Origin of the sequence: Vibrio sp. TMPB1044 (assembly GCF_030442075.1) — a bacterium.
Taxonomy (GTDB): domain Bacteria; phylum Pseudomonadota; class Gammaproteobacteria; order Enterobacterales; family Vibrionaceae; genus Vibrio; species Vibrio satsumensis.
On the sequence record NZ_JAUJED010000047.1, the window covers coordinates 50,306 to 65,002 of the forward strand.

Genomic DNA, 14,697 nt, shown 5'->3' on the forward strand with positions numbered 1-14,697 from the left:
AAACAAGTCCGATCAGTACTAGACAAACCAGTTTTTAATGCGTCCAACAATTCCAATAGGGTGCTCATGTCTTTCAAAGTTTTCAATACGTTCCGCGATTTTGCTCAGAACGCTTTCTTGTTCATCGTCTCTAAATGGCTTGTTCATAATGAGAGGAATTGCTTCATCTACATTAGACACAGACCAAATATGGAATTCTTCATTTTTAATGCTTTCAATAAGGTCTGGCTTCAGTGCAAGGTGCCTTAAATTCGATCTTGGAAGGATCACGCCTTGTTCGCCAGTTAAGCCATTGTGCTTACACACATGGTAGAAGCCTTCGATTTTTTCGTTTAGCCCACCAACCGCTTGTACTCGACCAAATTGGTCCACTGCACCAGTAACCGCAATTTGTTGATTGATAGGGTATTCAGACAAAGCACTAACCAGAGAACACAACTCCGCAAGAGAAGCACTATCGCCATCTACTTCGCAGTAAGACTGCTCAAATACTACGGAAGCTGCGTATGGTAATGGATCTTCAAGGTTTAGTGCGCTGCTCACAAATGCTTGCATGATCATCATGCCTTTAGCATGAAGATTACCACCCAGCTCGGCTTTGCGCTCAACATCGGCAATATCACCATCACCAAAGTGAATAACACAGGAAATTCGTGCAGGTTCACCATACGATATTGGGTGTCCCGGTACATCGATGACCGTCAACCCATTAACTTGACCAACTTGTTCACCTTCAGTTTCGATAATGACTTGGCCATCACGAATATCATCAAGGGCGCGTTCTGGTAGATAAGATTCACGGTTGTATTTGTGCTGCTGAGCTTGCTGGATATGGTGAATATCAATCTCACCATTGTCGGCTTCAATCAAAGCTTCGTTCAATAACGCGTTGTGCCAAATAGGGCACAGTGGGATATAGCTTTGATCTTCGGTTTCTCTTGCTCCGGCAGTAAGAATGCCCGTCAACGCTTGTTGCGTGATGTTTGGTAATTCATAGCGTTGTTGAAGCCACTTAAGGTAACCAAGATATTGAGTCAGAGTGTCTTCTGAGAGCTTAATGTCCTGTTCAATTTCGCTGAATAGGCAAAAACCGGTTTGAATATCGCTGTCTAGGTAATCAAGGTCACCTAGTTGAGCTCTGTCTCCAACTACAATTAACTTAATATTGTAAGTAAGAGGTAAGGTTGGCGACTGATTCAAGTGTTCAGGGTTACTGCTGATAGGCTCTACAGCTTCACCAAGCAGCGCAGATTTAAGCAGTAACCAGCTTCCTGGGTTTGCCAAGATCAGGTTTGCTGAAACGATCAGATAACCGTTGTTTGCTCTAGCCAGTAGGCCAGGTTTTGTCGCAATAACCTTACCGTCTTTCGATTGAACTTGGTCAAACAGAGAGGCAGCATTTAAAGACTCAGTTTTGATAACTGGCAGAGTGTGATCATCTAAAGCAGTGACTAGAGATTCAACAATCATTTGACGATAGATTGAATTGTCCGGAGCATTTACCAGTAAAACGCGCGAAAGGTTAGACAAGCGAACAAAGCGGGTTAGCGCATCTTTGAATCTATGTTGAATATCTGAAAACGGGAAAGGCGAGATGTCAGGGAATTGCTCTAATTGAGCGCTATATTCGTCGTACTGAGGCGTAACATGTCGCCAATCTACTTGAGTCATTTAAGTTTCTGATTATGATAATGAGGTAGGGAGTATATAGAAAAACCGATCTCGCTTGTAGCTCTATGTGGTAGTTACTAATCACTAAGCTAATATAAGTATGATCTTGGTCTATTCTTTCAAGACAATAATTGTGAAATAACCCATTCTGGGTTACGCTGTCACTAGGATTAACTCTCGAGATTAGACATGAAATATCAGCAACTTGAAAACTTGGAATGTGGTTGGAAATGGAACTATCTGGTCAAAAAGTGGAAAGAAGGTGAATCGATTACTTGCCATATTGATTCAAGTGAAGCTGACGTTGCTGTTCAAGCCTTATTGAAGCTGGAACACCAGCCTACGGGTGTTCTTGAGTGGATCTCTAACAACATGTCTCCTGAGCTCGATAACAAGCTTAAACAAGCGATCAGAGCTAAGCGAAAACGCCACTTCAATGCTGAACAAGTTCACACCAAAAAGAAATCAATCGACCTTGATTATCGTGTATGGGAAAAGCTATCTCAACGAGCGAACGAGCTAGGTTGTACGCTTTCTGACGCCATCGAGTATTTGGTTAGCGAAGCGTCTCGTAGTGAACAGGCCAGCAAGACAGTGACTAGCCTTAAAGAAGACTTAAGCAAACTCCTTTCTGACGATAAATAACCATTAACAGTAGTGGTGACATTATGATGTACGTAATCTTAATCGGTGCGGTATTAGTTTTTTGGTTAGTAGCAGTCGATCGACCGGTATTGAAAATTAAATTTAGCGACGGGGCGATCGAACAAGTTAAAGGGCATCTTCCACCGAGCTTTAAGCACAACCTTCAAGAGATTGGTCATAATAATACCTTTAAAGGTGAGCTAAAAGTGTATGCAAAACGCTCTGGCTATAATCTCAAGTTCACTAAAGATGTGCCTAAAAACGTACAGCAACGTATTCGTAACGTGTTCCCGCATAATGGTTTTAAGTCTAAAGGCTCAAAGAAAGCGTAATTGTTGAGAAATACGCCTTACTTGGTAAACCCTCATACTTAGTTAATCCTTCACTTTCCTTAACTATCTGCATACTGTTCTCACTTCCTAACAGAGAGAACAGTATGAGATATCTAATATTCTTGTTGTGTTTTGTATCCCCATTCGCATTTCCTGATGATGCATTGGTCAACCCTGTAGCCAAAAAGATCAAAGTCACTGTTATGAAAGGCTTCAACAAGAGTAAAGTTGATTTCGATGGCTATTGCGATCTAATGATTGAGATGAAGCACTCTAAAGGCTATACAAGAATTAAGAGGGTGAGAACATCGGGCGATAGTAAGGTTTGTAAACAGGCTAAAAAGCACCTACCAAAGGAGAGAAAGTTCAAATACAGTTTCCCAGAAAAGTATATTCGTCTCCATATCGCAAATTAACGGGGTTAGTGCACTATAACTAAATAACCTCAATTTTATTGAAACAATTTCGTGAACCAATCTCTAATTTCTATTAATATTAGTTTTATTATAAAGGCAGCATATGCCGATAAAAGGCAATTAGGGCAAAGGAAAGTTACGGTTGTTGTTAGCAAATAAAAGTTACTCCCCCGAAGTTATTGAGATCTCAAGGAAGGTCACAATCAATGTTGAAGCTCGCTTTAATCGATGGTTAATCTCACCAGAATATAAGCTTGCGCAATCGACAGTAGATACGTTACTAAGTTTGGAAAATAGGTATTGTGATAGCGTCATATTTGATGAATCCGACCGTATCTCTCACAACCAACGTATTTTATTGCGCTGTGAGCAGGATCGAGTCAATGCTCATCGCGAGAAGGTCAATGCAAAACAGCAAACATTACGGTATGTGATAGACGATGTCAGCAATGCCGCTTCTGCGCTTATGCTTGAGAAACTACAAGGAACGCTAATAAGTTCTTTGTTCTCGGAACTGCCAGATTACAATGAATTCGCTAGTGCTGCGTATTCGCCATCCTTAAACTTTTCCAAACTCCATGAAATATCAGCAAAAAGCAGGCCATTGAGCTCAAGTTTAATCGAGTTTGTTTCTAATCGTGAGTTCACAGAAAAGTACGGCAAGAAGTCCAAGGTAATTCTCGATCCAAAAATTGCAGCACGCCAAATAGGTATCGAGAACTGTCGTTTATTGTTCCCATTGTTAATGAGCCAGCAGCTAATTAAATGGAATGATGGCAACATTAAACACATCACACCTAAGGTTTGGCAGCACCTGGTCGTGACGTCAAATGCGACTCGAATTCGACTTCAAGAAACATCGGTAAAAGACCCTAATGTTGGTATTCTACTTGGCGTATTGAGAACTCTCCCTTTGTTTTTGATTTGTAACCACTTTTCTTCTATATTTGAAGATGCATTAGTAAAAACTATGCTCGGTTACCGAGATGCCAGTGATAAGCATGATGAATATTATGCTTGTGCAGAAGTGCTCCCAAACACCCAGTTTCTCGAAACGATGGTAGAGAAATTAGAGCTGAAGTTACTAAAAAACCTCGTTGAATTTGTAGATTGGAGCCCAAGTAATCAGTTTATAAAGAGGGCTCTTCTAGAGGAAGTGAATGATACCCCTGTGCTTGAGCGAACAGTTTATGGTGCTGCTCTGGCCCAAGGTCGAAAGTTTTCTATTTTCGAAGCGTTAGATAACAGCGAACTATTTAACGTTAAGCATCGACCTTATTGGTTTTCTACAGTTCAAATGTCTATAACGACAATTGAACAAATGCAGGATAGGGTGCCTGGAAAACTGACGACGAACATGTAAAAAGGGGAGCCACATTTAATGTGGCTCCCCTTTTTGGTTGCACTGTAACTTAAATGCGAGAGCCTGATTTATTGTTATAATCTTGATTTATCCCGTTTAACAGACCACTTCGAATGTAAACGACTCTTGTTTGGCTATTGCGTGCTTAACGGGTATACCAAAGCGCTGACAAGTCATCAGAACTTTCAGTTTTCTGTCGGCCGGAGCGTGCTCAGAGAGGATCACCGAACTTAGGCACTCTCTATTAAGGTAGAGCTTATTACCCGTTATCTCTTCATCAGGTAACACCCAGCGATATTCCTTTTCATAACGCCAATTAGAATGCTTGAGCTTGAATATTTCGGAACCTAACCCTAATGCCTGCAATCCACTCAATGATTCTAAGTGGGACATGTTTAACTCATCTTCATATTGAACCTCAAAACAGTTGAGGTTGGCCTCGCCGCTATAGCAGTTGAGATCATACTCGATACACATGCCTTTAAAGTTGTCGCCATACTGAGACCATAGTATTGGGTGGTCGCTAGATTGAGAAAAACACATAACCTTGAAATTGTTCTGAAGTTCATTCTTGAATATATGGTTAGATTCAAAAGGGTTATTGAAAGTTTTAGCGTAATCGAACCACAACGAACACTCGGCAATCGACTGTATGTTTCTATCATGGAGAGATCTGAACTTATAAAGTTTAGGCAACATATCAAACACCTAGTTTACAAAATTGCCTGATGTTAACACTTTAATTTGCTTTCATAGCTTGAATGCATTGCATTTGATTGCTTAATCACCAAATTTATTCATATAACTGCTTGATAGATCAAAATTTAAACACGAAATGGCAGCATGTTTAAGTGGTTTATCTGGTGGTTGAGCGATAGCGAGCTAGTGTTCGCTTGTTGAAAATAAGATACAACGTAACTTCGAGTTTGTCAGGATGAGGTTGGTAAACAGGGACAGCTGTGTTTAATAAGCTTCGTGTCAATATCTTAAAGCTATCGGGATATCCCAGTAAACTAAGTGTGACGTAAAGTACCCATGTGAAACGCGTGCGCATGTTAATTGTTTTAGATGCTAGTACGAACATTGGCGTCAGAAGAAGAGCCACATGAAAAGTTGGTGACGGTTGTAGGTAAAATAACTCAATTTGATTGGCTATTGATAAAGGTGTCGTTTTGGTGTTATCAATAAAGATGGTCGCCTGTGTGAAATCTGAAAAGAAAACAACAGCATGCCCACAAGATTCACACACAACACAGCAAAAATGACTACAAACAAGAGCATGAATCAGTAAACGAGAAGAGAAAAGCTTTCTGTTGATAAAGTTTGTGTGAATGGAGACCAAATTCGACGGTACAGACGTTGGACACATATATAGCTATTTGTTTTTTGTGATCTTAAGAGAGCGCTGGTGAACGCTTAAGTAGACCAATACTGGTTAGATTAGGCGGACATTTTAAAATGGCTCAAACCGGACATTACTAAATTGCTCTAACAGCCTAAGTGCGTATTATGTATATGCGGGTAAATGCATAAATGGTCAATTCTCAAGGTCTAGATTCTTCTAAGACCTTAATAACTCTCTCATTTTTTATCTTGTGGGCGATGAGCCCCCAGACCAAATTTTGATCACTTTCGTGAAGCAAACCGGCAATATGGAAAGCTATCTTCCAGTCTATAGAATTACGACCATTCCGCCAGTTTCTTACTGTTGATTGGTCGACATTCAGTTTTTTTGCTAGTTGGTACTCTGAGGTGAGACCGAACTTAGCTTTAGTACGATTTAAAAGCGCATTTTCGTATGTAAAGCGTTCCATTATGATCCCTCATCTTTCGTTTATTGTAGGGGTGGATTTAGCTTCAATGCCATACGGGGCATGCTTGCCAGTAGCAAATAAATTCTATTAGAGTGATTTATGTCAAAGGTTTAATACTCTAGGAAGGCAACGTTTAGTTTGCTATCACTCTAATGAAAGTCAGTCAGCGATCTCCTAACAAAAGTTTCAAAAGAAGTGCGCGCCCTTTGGCCGCGCTCAATCGTGATCGCTGGAGAAAGTTACTCGAGAACCCCTCACAATATGACTATCTGCTGTCTCATTCGGGTAAATCGACACAGCGCCAATACTTAACCGATATTGGCCGAGTGATGGACTACTTGGTGAGTGAGCTTGAGTTCCGGACTTGTAAAGTAGGGGTGGTGACCGCTAAAGGGTTCTTGCTTAGAACTTGGGCGAATGTAGCCAAAGGCACTGGTTTACCGGAATGGCGCGTGAAACAGTGCGTGAGTTACGCGAAAGACCGAGGGTGGATCACGTCCAAGCAACCTCGAGAGAACATCAACGGCGACTGGTATGGATTGGCGTCCATCAAGCGCATCACCGACAAGTATTTTCGCGATCTTGGCTTAAACGTGGCCTACGCGAACGCCAAACAAGCCGCGACTAAGAACCTCAAGAAAATGGCCGCCTCAACCGGTGTACACATCCGTTACCTCCTCACACCGATCACGTTACTGCGTAAGTTTGCACGTCGTAGTACTCAACGTCATGACAGCACTGTGCCTTAAGATCAAAGCTCAAACTGTGCCTCGATCCGTCTGAACCCCGATTTCTCGGGTTTTTTCGTCTTTATTCCTCTCAAATTTCATCGATTGGATGTGGTGATCCAGCCGTTGTGGATAACCCGTTCGCTAACCGGTGTTTTAGCGCATTAACTACTCCATGAGCTCAGTCTTTGAGATCACAACGCATAGTCTAAAGACTAATGATCTATCTAAAGATAGATGTAAGGGACAGTTACTGTTACCCCGTGAAAAACGGGGATAACTGGGTAAAGGAAGCGGCTCATCGAGCTCGCCAGCGAGCTGGAGCCTTGTGTCGCGAGAAGTTCAATAGCATAGCGATAAGCACACCGTGCGCGTGTGCTGCAACGGCCATGGAGTCGCTGCGCGACGGTCTATTAGGAAAGCAAAGGCGAAATCGAAGCGCACAGTTTGATTACTTAAACCTATTAAGTTTCATATTTTAATTGTTATAATCTATTGGTTAACGTCGAGAGACAGGGACACACCAACGTCGTGAGACAGAGGACAACACAATGACAATGCATCAACAGAGCTACCAACAATTGGTCAGCGAGCTGGAGCTCGTTGAACAAACGCTGACCCAAGCGGCGCCAGACTGGAGCACGGTTCCCACCCTCAAGAAACCCCTTGTCGCGATCCAAGCGGCCGAAGAAGCCAGCCAACAGGTGGCGACGACCATCCACTTGCTGAAATCCCTCATGAACAATTTTCATCTTCGCTTGTGCGAACTGGAGGCGACGCATGGCGAGTAAGAATCCAATCAAAGGTTACATTGCTTGCCCAACGCATGGCTGTGATGAGATCTGCACCGTGCACGCCGTGGGCGAGCATAAGCTCATCGAGGGCGGTGAGCCGCCCAAGAACAAGCGCCGTCTCGGACAGCTCTATACCATTTGCCCAAGTTGCAAAACCAACCAAAGCGCAGGTAAACCGTTTCAAGACTGGTTACACAACCACATGGTCTCGAGTCCAGATAAAGTCAGTACTGGTTATAAAAACAGTACCAATAAGAAGCCTGACCCAGCTAAGCCCCCAAAACCGAACGAAACCAAGCCCAATAAGGGCTCAAACGAATCTGAACCATCAAACGATAACCAACCCAAGTCGGTTAATACGCGATTAGGTTGGTCATTCTTGTTGCTGTTAAGCACCTGCGCCTTGTTGTGGTTTGGCTTAACGAAGACCAAGAAAGGAGTCACTCATGAGCAATGAAGCCCCATTCACGCCTGTAGAGAACGAACTGGATGAACGTGATCAACAAGCCGTTGAAGCGGTAGAAACCTTACGCGAAGAACGAGAGCAAGACGAGGCCGACACCGGTGAAAACCAAGAAGCGGCGCCGGAAACCTTGGGGTTCGGGGAAGAAGACGCGCGCATGATGCTCTCTTACGGCTTAGGTGTGGTGGAGATGACCGTCGGCACCGTGTTTGATGTGCCGTTTGAAATCGACACCCGTGCAGGTAACCAGTGGTTAGACGCTGCATCACCCATGCTGCAGAAGTACGGACCCGCCGGTTTGAAATGGTTCGGCCAGTATCAAGGCGAGTTTGTGTTTGCCATGGCCTCGATGACCTTGATTGGCGGTTGTGCCAAACAAGTGCGCCAACTCAAACAAGCTCAAGAGACGAAAGAGCCCGAGACACCGCAGGAGGTGGACAGTGAAGCTCCCGAATCCAGTGAACAAGAATAACGCCCACAATGCGGAGCACGTTTGTTACATGGGCACCACGGGCAGCTGCAAAACTACCGCCATTCGTCAGCTCAATTTCATTGAGCGTTCGTCTCAAGTGGTGATGTTCGATCCGTACAGTGAGCACATCGAAGCGCCGCTCAAAGGTGGTCGCGTGCAAGCGTGTCACAGCTTTGATGAGTTCTACCACAAGGCGTGGTTTGCGAGGAAGAAAAAGGCCGCGTTTCGGTTGGCTCTGGTCGAACAAGAGCGCACCCGAGAGAACCTTGAGCTGTTTGCCAACATGGTCTGGTCATTAGGCGATGGCCATCATCCGAAAAAGCTGCACTGTGTGATTGAAGAGCTCGCCAAGTTCACCAATACCCCGTCAAAACTCGATGGGTTAGCCGGTGAACTCTGGACGGGTGGTCGCGGCTTTGGCTTGGTGATGCACGCGACGTTTCAGCGCGGGCAAGAAGTGCCTAAGACGGTACTCGATGAATCCAAATATGTGTACGTCGGTGCGGTCAGTTCACGACGCAATGCTAAGTACATTGCGGACTATTTTGATATTCCCATCGAGGCCATTTTGGGGCTGCAAAGCTGCGTCGATAGGGAGCATCTAGGGCGTAAAAAGTTCGCCGATTACATCCTCAAATCACCGGGTTTGGGCAAGTGGGAACAAGGAAAAATCTACCCCAAGCGATGACGGGTAACCTAATAGGTTTAACTCTTAACCTAACAGGTTAAAGAGACTGGTCATTGTTGACGTTATACACCACGTTATCAGCATCAATCACTCTAAAGGAACTCCCATGAGATTGAACGTGAAAAATGTGGCGATTGTCGCCGGAATTGCGGCGGTCACGACGGGTGCGATCGTCTTTGCTGTGAACAATAAAGTCGGCGGCCTCGATAAGTTGCTGGGTCGCTCTGGCTGGTTTTAAAGGGGAATACGATGTCAGTCAAACCAATCAAACTGAATTCGATGGTTGGCGCGTCGTGGGGACAAAAAGGCACATTGCCTATCCCTAATGGCCCGACGTACCACGAGTTGGTACTGGAAACCAACGCCAGCGCTGCAGACATGCAGCGCATTGCCATTACGCTGAACGCCGAAGAGATCTACGTCTTGACCGGTGAAGAGTTATTGATGCTCGAGCGTTACAAGCAACGAGACACCACCTCGGGGCATTTTGTGATCCCGTTCAGTGACATCGTGGCACGCACCAAAAATGGGGTGCGTTACACCGGTTTGGTCACTGAGCTGGGCGACAATATCCACCTCGATATCCAATTCAAAGGCAAGGCGGCCAACGCGACGCCATTGTCTATCCAAGTGCATGCGTGGGTAAGTAACTCTCAAGCGATGCGGGTCTTGGTGCCGATGATCAAACGCGAAACCATGCCGGCCAATGCACAAGGCGAGAACGAGTTCACCAACTTGGTGGCGAGTCCGCTCATCAGCATTCGTCGCATGCATTTCATGCACGACAACATCAGCAAACTGGAAATTGAGCGTGACTTTGTCAAAGAGTACGAAGCCAACACCTTCATTTCAGAAGCCAACGCGAAACGCAATGAGCGCACGCCCCAAGACGGGTATTTCCATTTTGACCCGATCGTTCGTGGGTTCTCCATTGATGAACTGTTTCCGACGCAGCACAGCTCCAACTTGAAATTCTCCGTGACCACCACCGATGTCCCAGGCTCCATTCCGATCTTGGTGGAGTCGGTGAAAGTCACGCGACCGGAAATGTTGCAGAGTGGCGCGGCCTAAGGAGCGCCAATGAAAAGCTTTTTTGATGATCTGTTGGAATTTGGCGCGGGCGCATTGGATTCGGTCGGGGAAAACGCCGACTGGCTGTTTCCCACTAATGACCAATCCACGAACCCGGATAAGACGCAGCAACCCAATCATCCTCAAGTGGATAACAAGGGGAATACGGTGACCACGCCGCAAGCTCAACCTCAGAAAGACAACACGATGTTGTACGTCGGGGGTGGAGTTGGTGTGTTGCTGGTCTTGATATTGGGCGCGCTGGCGTTTCGACGATAAGGAGACGGTGATGCCGTTACTGTTTTGGGGATTGGGTGGATTTGGGGTCGGCAGCCTGTTTGGGCTGAGCGCTGGCAAAGGGCTCAATAAAGTGTTGCTTGTGGTGCTGTTTGTCGCGTCACTAATGTGGCTCAAAGGAGGGCGCTGATGCTCGGATCATTGACATCATTAACCGGTGGCGGTGGCCTTCAAGGCGGCGCAGCAGGACCCGCTACGTCCGGCACCTCCGGCAACACCACGAATAACAGTGGGTTTGAAGGCGGGCACATCAGCCTCGGTGAGCAACGCGGCATGCCGTGGTGGTTCATTGTGTTGATGGCGCTGTTTGCCTTGTATGCGTTATCCAAACGGTAGCTTACAGCCAGCAAAGTGGGCGCACGTCCATCAACGGCTAAAACCGGCACTGAGAGACTATTACCAACACGCACAAACCCAAGTGGCAAAAGGCTTAGAGGCAACGTATCAAATAAGTGACACTGTCATGTTATTGCGTGGTGAAAGGCTGAAAAACAACACCAAAGAGTTGGTTGTGGTGGGGTTAGCGGGCGACATGGCCAACGGCACATTAGCCGCTGTCGAGCATGCGAAACAGCATGGCTTTGATTCGGTGCGAGCGCATTTTTATCGTGAGGGTGCCAAGCGATTCATTGCAAGACGATTGAAGTTACCGGTTCAGGAAATTGAACGCCACGGCGATGAACGGGTTTTACAAATAAGGTTAGCGGATATGGGTGGAAGAAGTTCTTCGAAAAGTCGTCAAAGCAACACCACGACGACCACAAACACCAGCAGCAGTGCGGCGGTCGGTGGCGACAATACCGGTGTGATGCTGTCGGGCGTCAGTGACTCGGACATCAATTTGACCATGACCGATCATGGCGCGATGGCCATTGCGGGACGTACCGCCGAAGAAGCGTTTGATTTTGGTACCCAAGCGTTAAGAGTCAATGAATCGGTGGTCGGAGATTCATTGAACATGGTCGATAACTCGTTGCGTGTGGTCGATAACACCGTCGACGAAGCCTTTGGCTTTGGGACGTCAGCACTCGAAGAGCAATCCGAAGTCAGTCAATACGCCATTGATTCCATTAAATCGATGGCCGGCCAACAAACCGAAACCACCAAAGCGGCGATTGCCTTAGCCAACAACGCGAAAGCGCGAGAGCAAACGGGCACGAATGAATCCGACAACTCTACGTTGAAAAAATTATCTCTCATCCTTGGGATCATCGGCACGATGATCACCATTGGGGTGGTCATGACAAGGCGCGCATCATGAAACAGACCCACACACTCGAGCCCAATCAAACGCTGACGTTTAACGCCGGCCAATCCGGCAAGTACCTCATCTTGCGTGATACCACGCACTCGTTACTGCTGCAGGGCGATACCATGCGTCCCGTTGAGATCTTTGGTGGTGACACCGTTGATGTGTCCGCCTTTGACAAGCTCGAGCTGAACAATCATCAGTCAGTGGCGGTGACCTTTGAGTATCAAGTGTCGGATTTATTGATCATGACCAAGGCGCAGAAAATCAGCGTGAATAACGCGCTGTTGGTCAGTGAAATTGAAAAGCCGGTGCACGTCAGAAAAGTGCAGGATCCCGTGCAGGTGAGTGAAGTGCAAGCGCCAGTGAGTGTGGCGCAGATTGAAACGCCGGTATCGGTTCAAAAAGTGCGTGAACCCGTCAAGGTTAGTGACATTGTCACGCCAGTTAAAATATCAGAAATACAAACACCTACCACGATTAGTGAGGTTCAAACGCCGGTTAATGTCAATCGAGTGGCCGAGCCGGTGACGGTCGACCAAATCACACAGCCGTTAACCGTTGCTCGCATTCAACAACCGGTGAATGTCGAGGTTGGGAATGCGTCATTGGATGTGCAAGCGACCATCACCAACACCGAATTGAAAGTGACGTCGGATCCAGAGCGGGTGACGTTCGCGAGAATTGGCAATGGCACCTTGTTGATGACGGGAGGCTATCAACGCATTCGAGAGAAAAGCGCGAGAAAGGCGCTCATCTTACAAGCTCTGCCCACTAATGAAGGCACGGTCATCGTGCAAGGTTTCTTGGAGTTACGCCCGGGCGGGCATTTGATGCTCAACACCAATCAAGCCGTGAGCTTGCATGGCACCGCAAGCGACCGCCTTAAAGTAGGAGAAGCGCTATGATGCTGTCATTAACCAATCCTGAGCTTGCCAGCGCTAATGATGGTTTGTTGAACGTGGAAGCAAAACACGATAATCAGATGAAATTCATTTTCGGCTCACGTCGAAAGGCGACGTTCCCGCTCTCAAACCACGTCGAAATGCTCGATTTGACCCTTAGGCGCTTTAAGCAATCGCAAGCAACGCCGCACAGTCAGAGCAGCAGAGCCTCTCCGATTTTGGCGAAACCTGGCATCGTCTATCTTAGATTTATCAGGGCCAATAACACGCATGTGTCGTCCCGTCTCTTGTATCTGTATTTTGCCTCGAATTCTCTCTATGGCTATCCACTGTTTCTTATCAAACCGAAAGCCGCGACCAAGCTTGAGATCACCGTCACCAACGTTGACGCCAGCGTTACGCTGCATTCGAGACTCCTTGTGAAATCGGAGGGCGAATGAGATGGCTAATGTTACTCGCCAGTGGCTTACTGGCCGGAGTGTACCTGATGAATAAGAAAACCATCGATGAGACGGTCAGCGACTTTGTGCTCTCTGCCCGCAGCGAAACCCGCATGCTCGGCGTGCATGGCGACTTAAAGAAAGTCGTGCGCCGAGCGTTAGAGTTGTCACCGTATGACTTTGGCATTACGGAAGGCCTGCGTACCGCAAAACGCCAATATCAGCTCTATCAAGAAGGCTTGAGCCAGCTTGATGGGGCCAAACGTTTAAGTCGGCACCAATCCGGCCATGCGATTGATTTTGTGGCCTACGACGAAAACAATAAGGTGACGTGGGACTTTAAGTATTACGACGCCATCAGCCGAGCGTTTAAACAAGCCGCTCGAGAGCTGAATGTCGCGATTGTTTGGGGTGGTGATTGGAAAAGCCTCAAAGACGGTCCGCACATTGAATTAAGTCGTCGGGTGTACACATGATGGGCGCGATCCTGAATCTTGTGACCGGTGGCGTGGCGGCGTACAAGCAGCATAACCAAAACCGAGCCGAAGCACTTAAGCGCAAAGATGAACTCGAGAGCGAGAAGCATCAGGCGAGGGTACGTCGACTGCAGAATGGTGAAGAGCAGGCCAGTAGCCTCGATGAAGTCAGCATTCGAGAGCGGGGACTCAAAGACGAGTTCATCCTCTTAGTGGTGTTTGTGCCACTGATTCTATCGTTTATCCCCAATTACGCGCCCTATGTTGAGCAAGGTTTTACAGCGCTGCAGCGTATCCCGAATCCGTATTGGTTTGTGGTGGGTGCAGTCGTCATCGATACGCTCGGGATGCGCGCCATGGTGCGTTATCTCCTCGAGTTTTATGTTTCGCGATGGAAGGGGAAATGATGGGCTTTATCGACACACTGATTATTGCATTCATGACAGGCGGAGTCTCAAGCCTTGGCACGATTGCGGCTTTGAAAACGGACATCAACTGGATAAAGCGAGTGCAGCAAGACCAAGAGCAACGGATACGAAAACTGGAGATACCGAATGAAAGGACACAAGTGCAAAGGTCGCCGACCAAACGGCCAACTTAAGAAAGGTTACACGCTCAAGAACGGGCGCGTGGTTAGGGCGAACACCACAATAAAACGCTACAAGAAACGCCGATAAGACAGACCATCTAAAGGGCTATTTTCTTAGGAAAGTAGCCCTTTCTGCATTTCTACGATGAGAAATGCAGAATTGGTGATGAAAATAGAACAAGTGCTACTTTAAGGTGATATTTATTCTATAGTTTTTATATAACATTGAAGAATCACACGGAAGTAATTTAGGTATGGTCAAGCTATCGTCATTCAGCCCTAAG

General features: G+C 46.5%; 23 protein-coding genes. 20 read left to right on the top strand and 3 right to left on the bottom strand.

What is annotated here, in order from left to right:
* Positions 1 to 18: 18 nt before the first annotated feature.
* A complete protein-coding gene (locus tag QQ041_RS21850; protein WP_017066880.1) occupies positions 19 to 1,671 on the bottom strand; it encodes a Lon protease family protein in 1,653 nt (550 codons plus the stop codon).
* Between the two features lie 189 nt (positions 1,672 to 1,860).
* On the opposite strand from QQ041_RS21850, the gene matP reads away from it, so the two are divergent.
* The 4 genes from matP to QQ041_RS21870 all read left to right on the top strand — a co-directional run bounded on the left by matP (position 1,861) and on the right by QQ041_RS21870 (position 4,427).
* Complete coding sequence (gene matP / locus QQ041_RS21855; RefSeq protein WP_010440786.1) at positions 1,861 to 2,316, top strand: macrodomain Ter protein MatP; 456 nt, start codon at positions 1,861 to 1,863, stop codon at positions 2,314 to 2,316.
* 23 nt (positions 2,317 to 2,339) lie between these two features.
* On the top strand, positions 2,340 to 2,648 hold the full coding sequence (locus tag QQ041_RS21860; protein WP_017059672.1) for a DUF3634 family protein: 309 nt from the start codon (positions 2,340 to 2,342) through the stop codon (positions 2,646 to 2,648).
* Positions 2,649 to 2,752: 104 nt separating this feature from the next.
* Positions 2,753 to 3,064 (top strand): hypothetical protein, encoded by a 312-nt coding sequence (locus QQ041_RS21865; protein ID WP_146489727.1) that lies wholly within the window; start codon positions 2,753 to 2,755, stop codon positions 3,062 to 3,064.
* Positions 3,065 to 3,206: 142 nt separating this feature from the next.
* Positions 3,207 to 4,427 carry a hypothetical protein gene (locus tag QQ041_RS21870; protein WP_146489728.1) on the top strand — a complete coding sequence of 407 codons (1,221 nt, stop codon included), beginning with the start codon at positions 3,207 to 3,209 and terminating at the stop codon, positions 4,425 to 4,427.
* Between the two features lie 96 nt (positions 4,428 to 4,523).
* Here QQ041_RS21870 and QQ041_RS21875 read toward each other — a convergent pair whose 3' ends face one another.
* Complete coding sequence (locus QQ041_RS21875) at positions 4,524 to 5,126, bottom strand: DUF2971 domain-containing protein (RefSeq protein WP_146489729.1); 603 nt, start codon at positions 5,124 to 5,126, stop codon at positions 4,524 to 4,526.
* 845 nt (positions 5,127 to 5,971) lie between these two features.
* Entirely contained in the window at positions 5,972 to 6,241 is a 270-nt protein-coding gene (locus QQ041_RS21880) for a helix-turn-helix transcriptional regulator (RefSeq protein ID WP_016800762.1), read from the bottom strand.
* Positions 6,242 to 6,393: 152 nt separating this feature from the next.
* Here QQ041_RS21880 and QQ041_RS21885 point away from each other — a divergent pair, with 152 nt between their 5' ends.
* The 16 genes from QQ041_RS21885 (at position 6,394) to QQ041_RS21955 (ending at position 14,501) form a co-directional block, all read left to right on the top strand.
* The gene (locus QQ041_RS21885; protein WP_285955044.1) at positions 6,394 to 6,990 is read left to right on the top strand and encodes a hypothetical protein; all 597 of its coding nucleotides are present in this window, start codon (positions 6,394 to 6,396) and stop codon (positions 6,988 to 6,990) included.
* Between the two features lie 530 nt (positions 6,991 to 7,520).
* Complete coding sequence (locus tag QQ041_RS21890; protein WP_285955045.1) at positions 7,521 to 7,760, top strand: hypothetical protein; 240 nt, start codon at positions 7,521 to 7,523, stop codon at positions 7,758 to 7,760.
* On the top strand, positions 7,750 to 8,220 hold the full coding sequence (locus QQ041_RS21895) for a hypothetical protein (protein ID WP_285955046.1): 471 nt from the start codon (positions 7,750 to 7,752) through the stop codon (positions 8,218 to 8,220). The genes QQ041_RS21890 and QQ041_RS21895 overlap by 11 nt, the downstream gene beginning before the upstream one ends.
* Positions 8,210 to 8,698 (top strand): hypothetical protein, encoded by a 489-nt coding sequence (locus tag QQ041_RS21900; RefSeq protein ID WP_285955047.1) that lies wholly within the window; start codon positions 8,210 to 8,212, stop codon positions 8,696 to 8,698. Before QQ041_RS21895 ends, QQ041_RS21900 begins: the two co-directional genes overlap by 11 nt.
* A complete protein-coding gene (locus tag QQ041_RS21905; protein ID WP_285955048.1) occupies positions 8,667 to 9,386 on the top strand; it encodes a hypothetical protein in 720 nt (239 codons plus the stop codon). The genes QQ041_RS21900 and QQ041_RS21905 overlap by 32 nt, the downstream gene beginning before the upstream one ends.
* 106 nt (positions 9,387 to 9,492) lie before the next feature.
* Positions 9,493 to 9,624: a hypothetical protein gene (locus tag QQ041_RS21910; RefSeq protein ID WP_016787086.1), complete on the top strand. Its 132-nt coding sequence runs from the start codon at positions 9,493 to 9,495 to the stop codon at positions 9,622 to 9,624.
* Positions 9,625 to 9,635: 11 nt separating this feature from the next.
* Positions 9,636 to 10,457, top strand: coding sequence for a major capsid protein P2 (locus tag QQ041_RS21915; RefSeq protein ID WP_285955049.1), 822 nt, complete (start codon positions 9,636 to 9,638; stop codon positions 10,455 to 10,457).
* A 9-nt stretch (positions 10,458 to 10,466) separates the two neighbouring features.
* Positions 10,467 to 10,736, top strand: a complete 270-nt coding sequence (locus tag QQ041_RS21920) for a hypothetical protein (protein WP_016787084.1) — start codon at positions 10,467 to 10,469, stop codon at positions 10,734 to 10,736.
* Positions 10,737 to 10,883: 147 nt separating this feature from the next.
* Positions 10,884 to 11,090 carry a hypothetical protein gene (locus QQ041_RS21925; protein WP_016787082.1) on the top strand — a complete coding sequence of 69 codons (207 nt, stop codon included), beginning with the start codon at positions 10,884 to 10,886 and terminating at the stop codon, positions 11,088 to 11,090.
* On the top strand, positions 11,071 to 12,015 hold the full coding sequence (locus QQ041_RS21930; RefSeq protein WP_285955050.1) for a hypothetical protein: 945 nt from the start codon (positions 11,071 to 11,073) through the stop codon (positions 12,013 to 12,015). The genes QQ041_RS21925 and QQ041_RS21930 overlap by 20 nt, the downstream gene beginning before the upstream one ends.
* Positions 12,012 to 12,911, top strand: coding sequence for a hypothetical protein (locus QQ041_RS21935; RefSeq protein ID WP_285955051.1), 900 nt, complete (start codon positions 12,012 to 12,014; stop codon positions 12,909 to 12,911). The genes QQ041_RS21930 and QQ041_RS21935 overlap by 4 nt, the downstream gene beginning before the upstream one ends.
* Positions 12,908 to 13,348, top strand: a complete 441-nt coding sequence (locus tag QQ041_RS21940; RefSeq protein WP_285955052.1) for a hypothetical protein — start codon at positions 12,908 to 12,910, stop codon at positions 13,346 to 13,348. The genes QQ041_RS21935 and QQ041_RS21940 overlap by 4 nt, the downstream gene beginning before the upstream one ends.
* Positions 13,345 to 13,824, top strand: coding sequence for a M15 family metallopeptidase (locus QQ041_RS21945; protein WP_285955053.1), 480 nt, complete (start codon positions 13,345 to 13,347; stop codon positions 13,822 to 13,824). Before QQ041_RS21940 ends, QQ041_RS21945 begins: the two co-directional genes overlap by 4 nt.
* Entirely contained in the window at positions 13,821 to 14,231 is a 411-nt protein-coding gene (locus QQ041_RS21950) for a hypothetical protein (protein ID WP_285955054.1), read from the top strand. Before QQ041_RS21945 ends, QQ041_RS21950 begins: the two co-directional genes overlap by 4 nt.
* Positions 14,231 to 14,425, top strand: a complete 195-nt coding sequence (locus tag QQ041_RS24185; protein ID WP_353057846.1) for a hypothetical protein — start codon at positions 14,231 to 14,233, stop codon at positions 14,423 to 14,425. Before QQ041_RS21950 ends, QQ041_RS24185 begins: the two co-directional genes overlap by 1 nt.
* On the top strand, positions 14,379 to 14,501 hold the full coding sequence (locus QQ041_RS21955; protein WP_285955055.1) for a hypothetical protein: 123 nt from the start codon (positions 14,379 to 14,381) through the stop codon (positions 14,499 to 14,501). Before QQ041_RS24185 ends, QQ041_RS21955 begins: the two co-directional genes overlap by 47 nt.
* Positions 14,502 to 14,697: the final 196 nt, after the last annotated feature.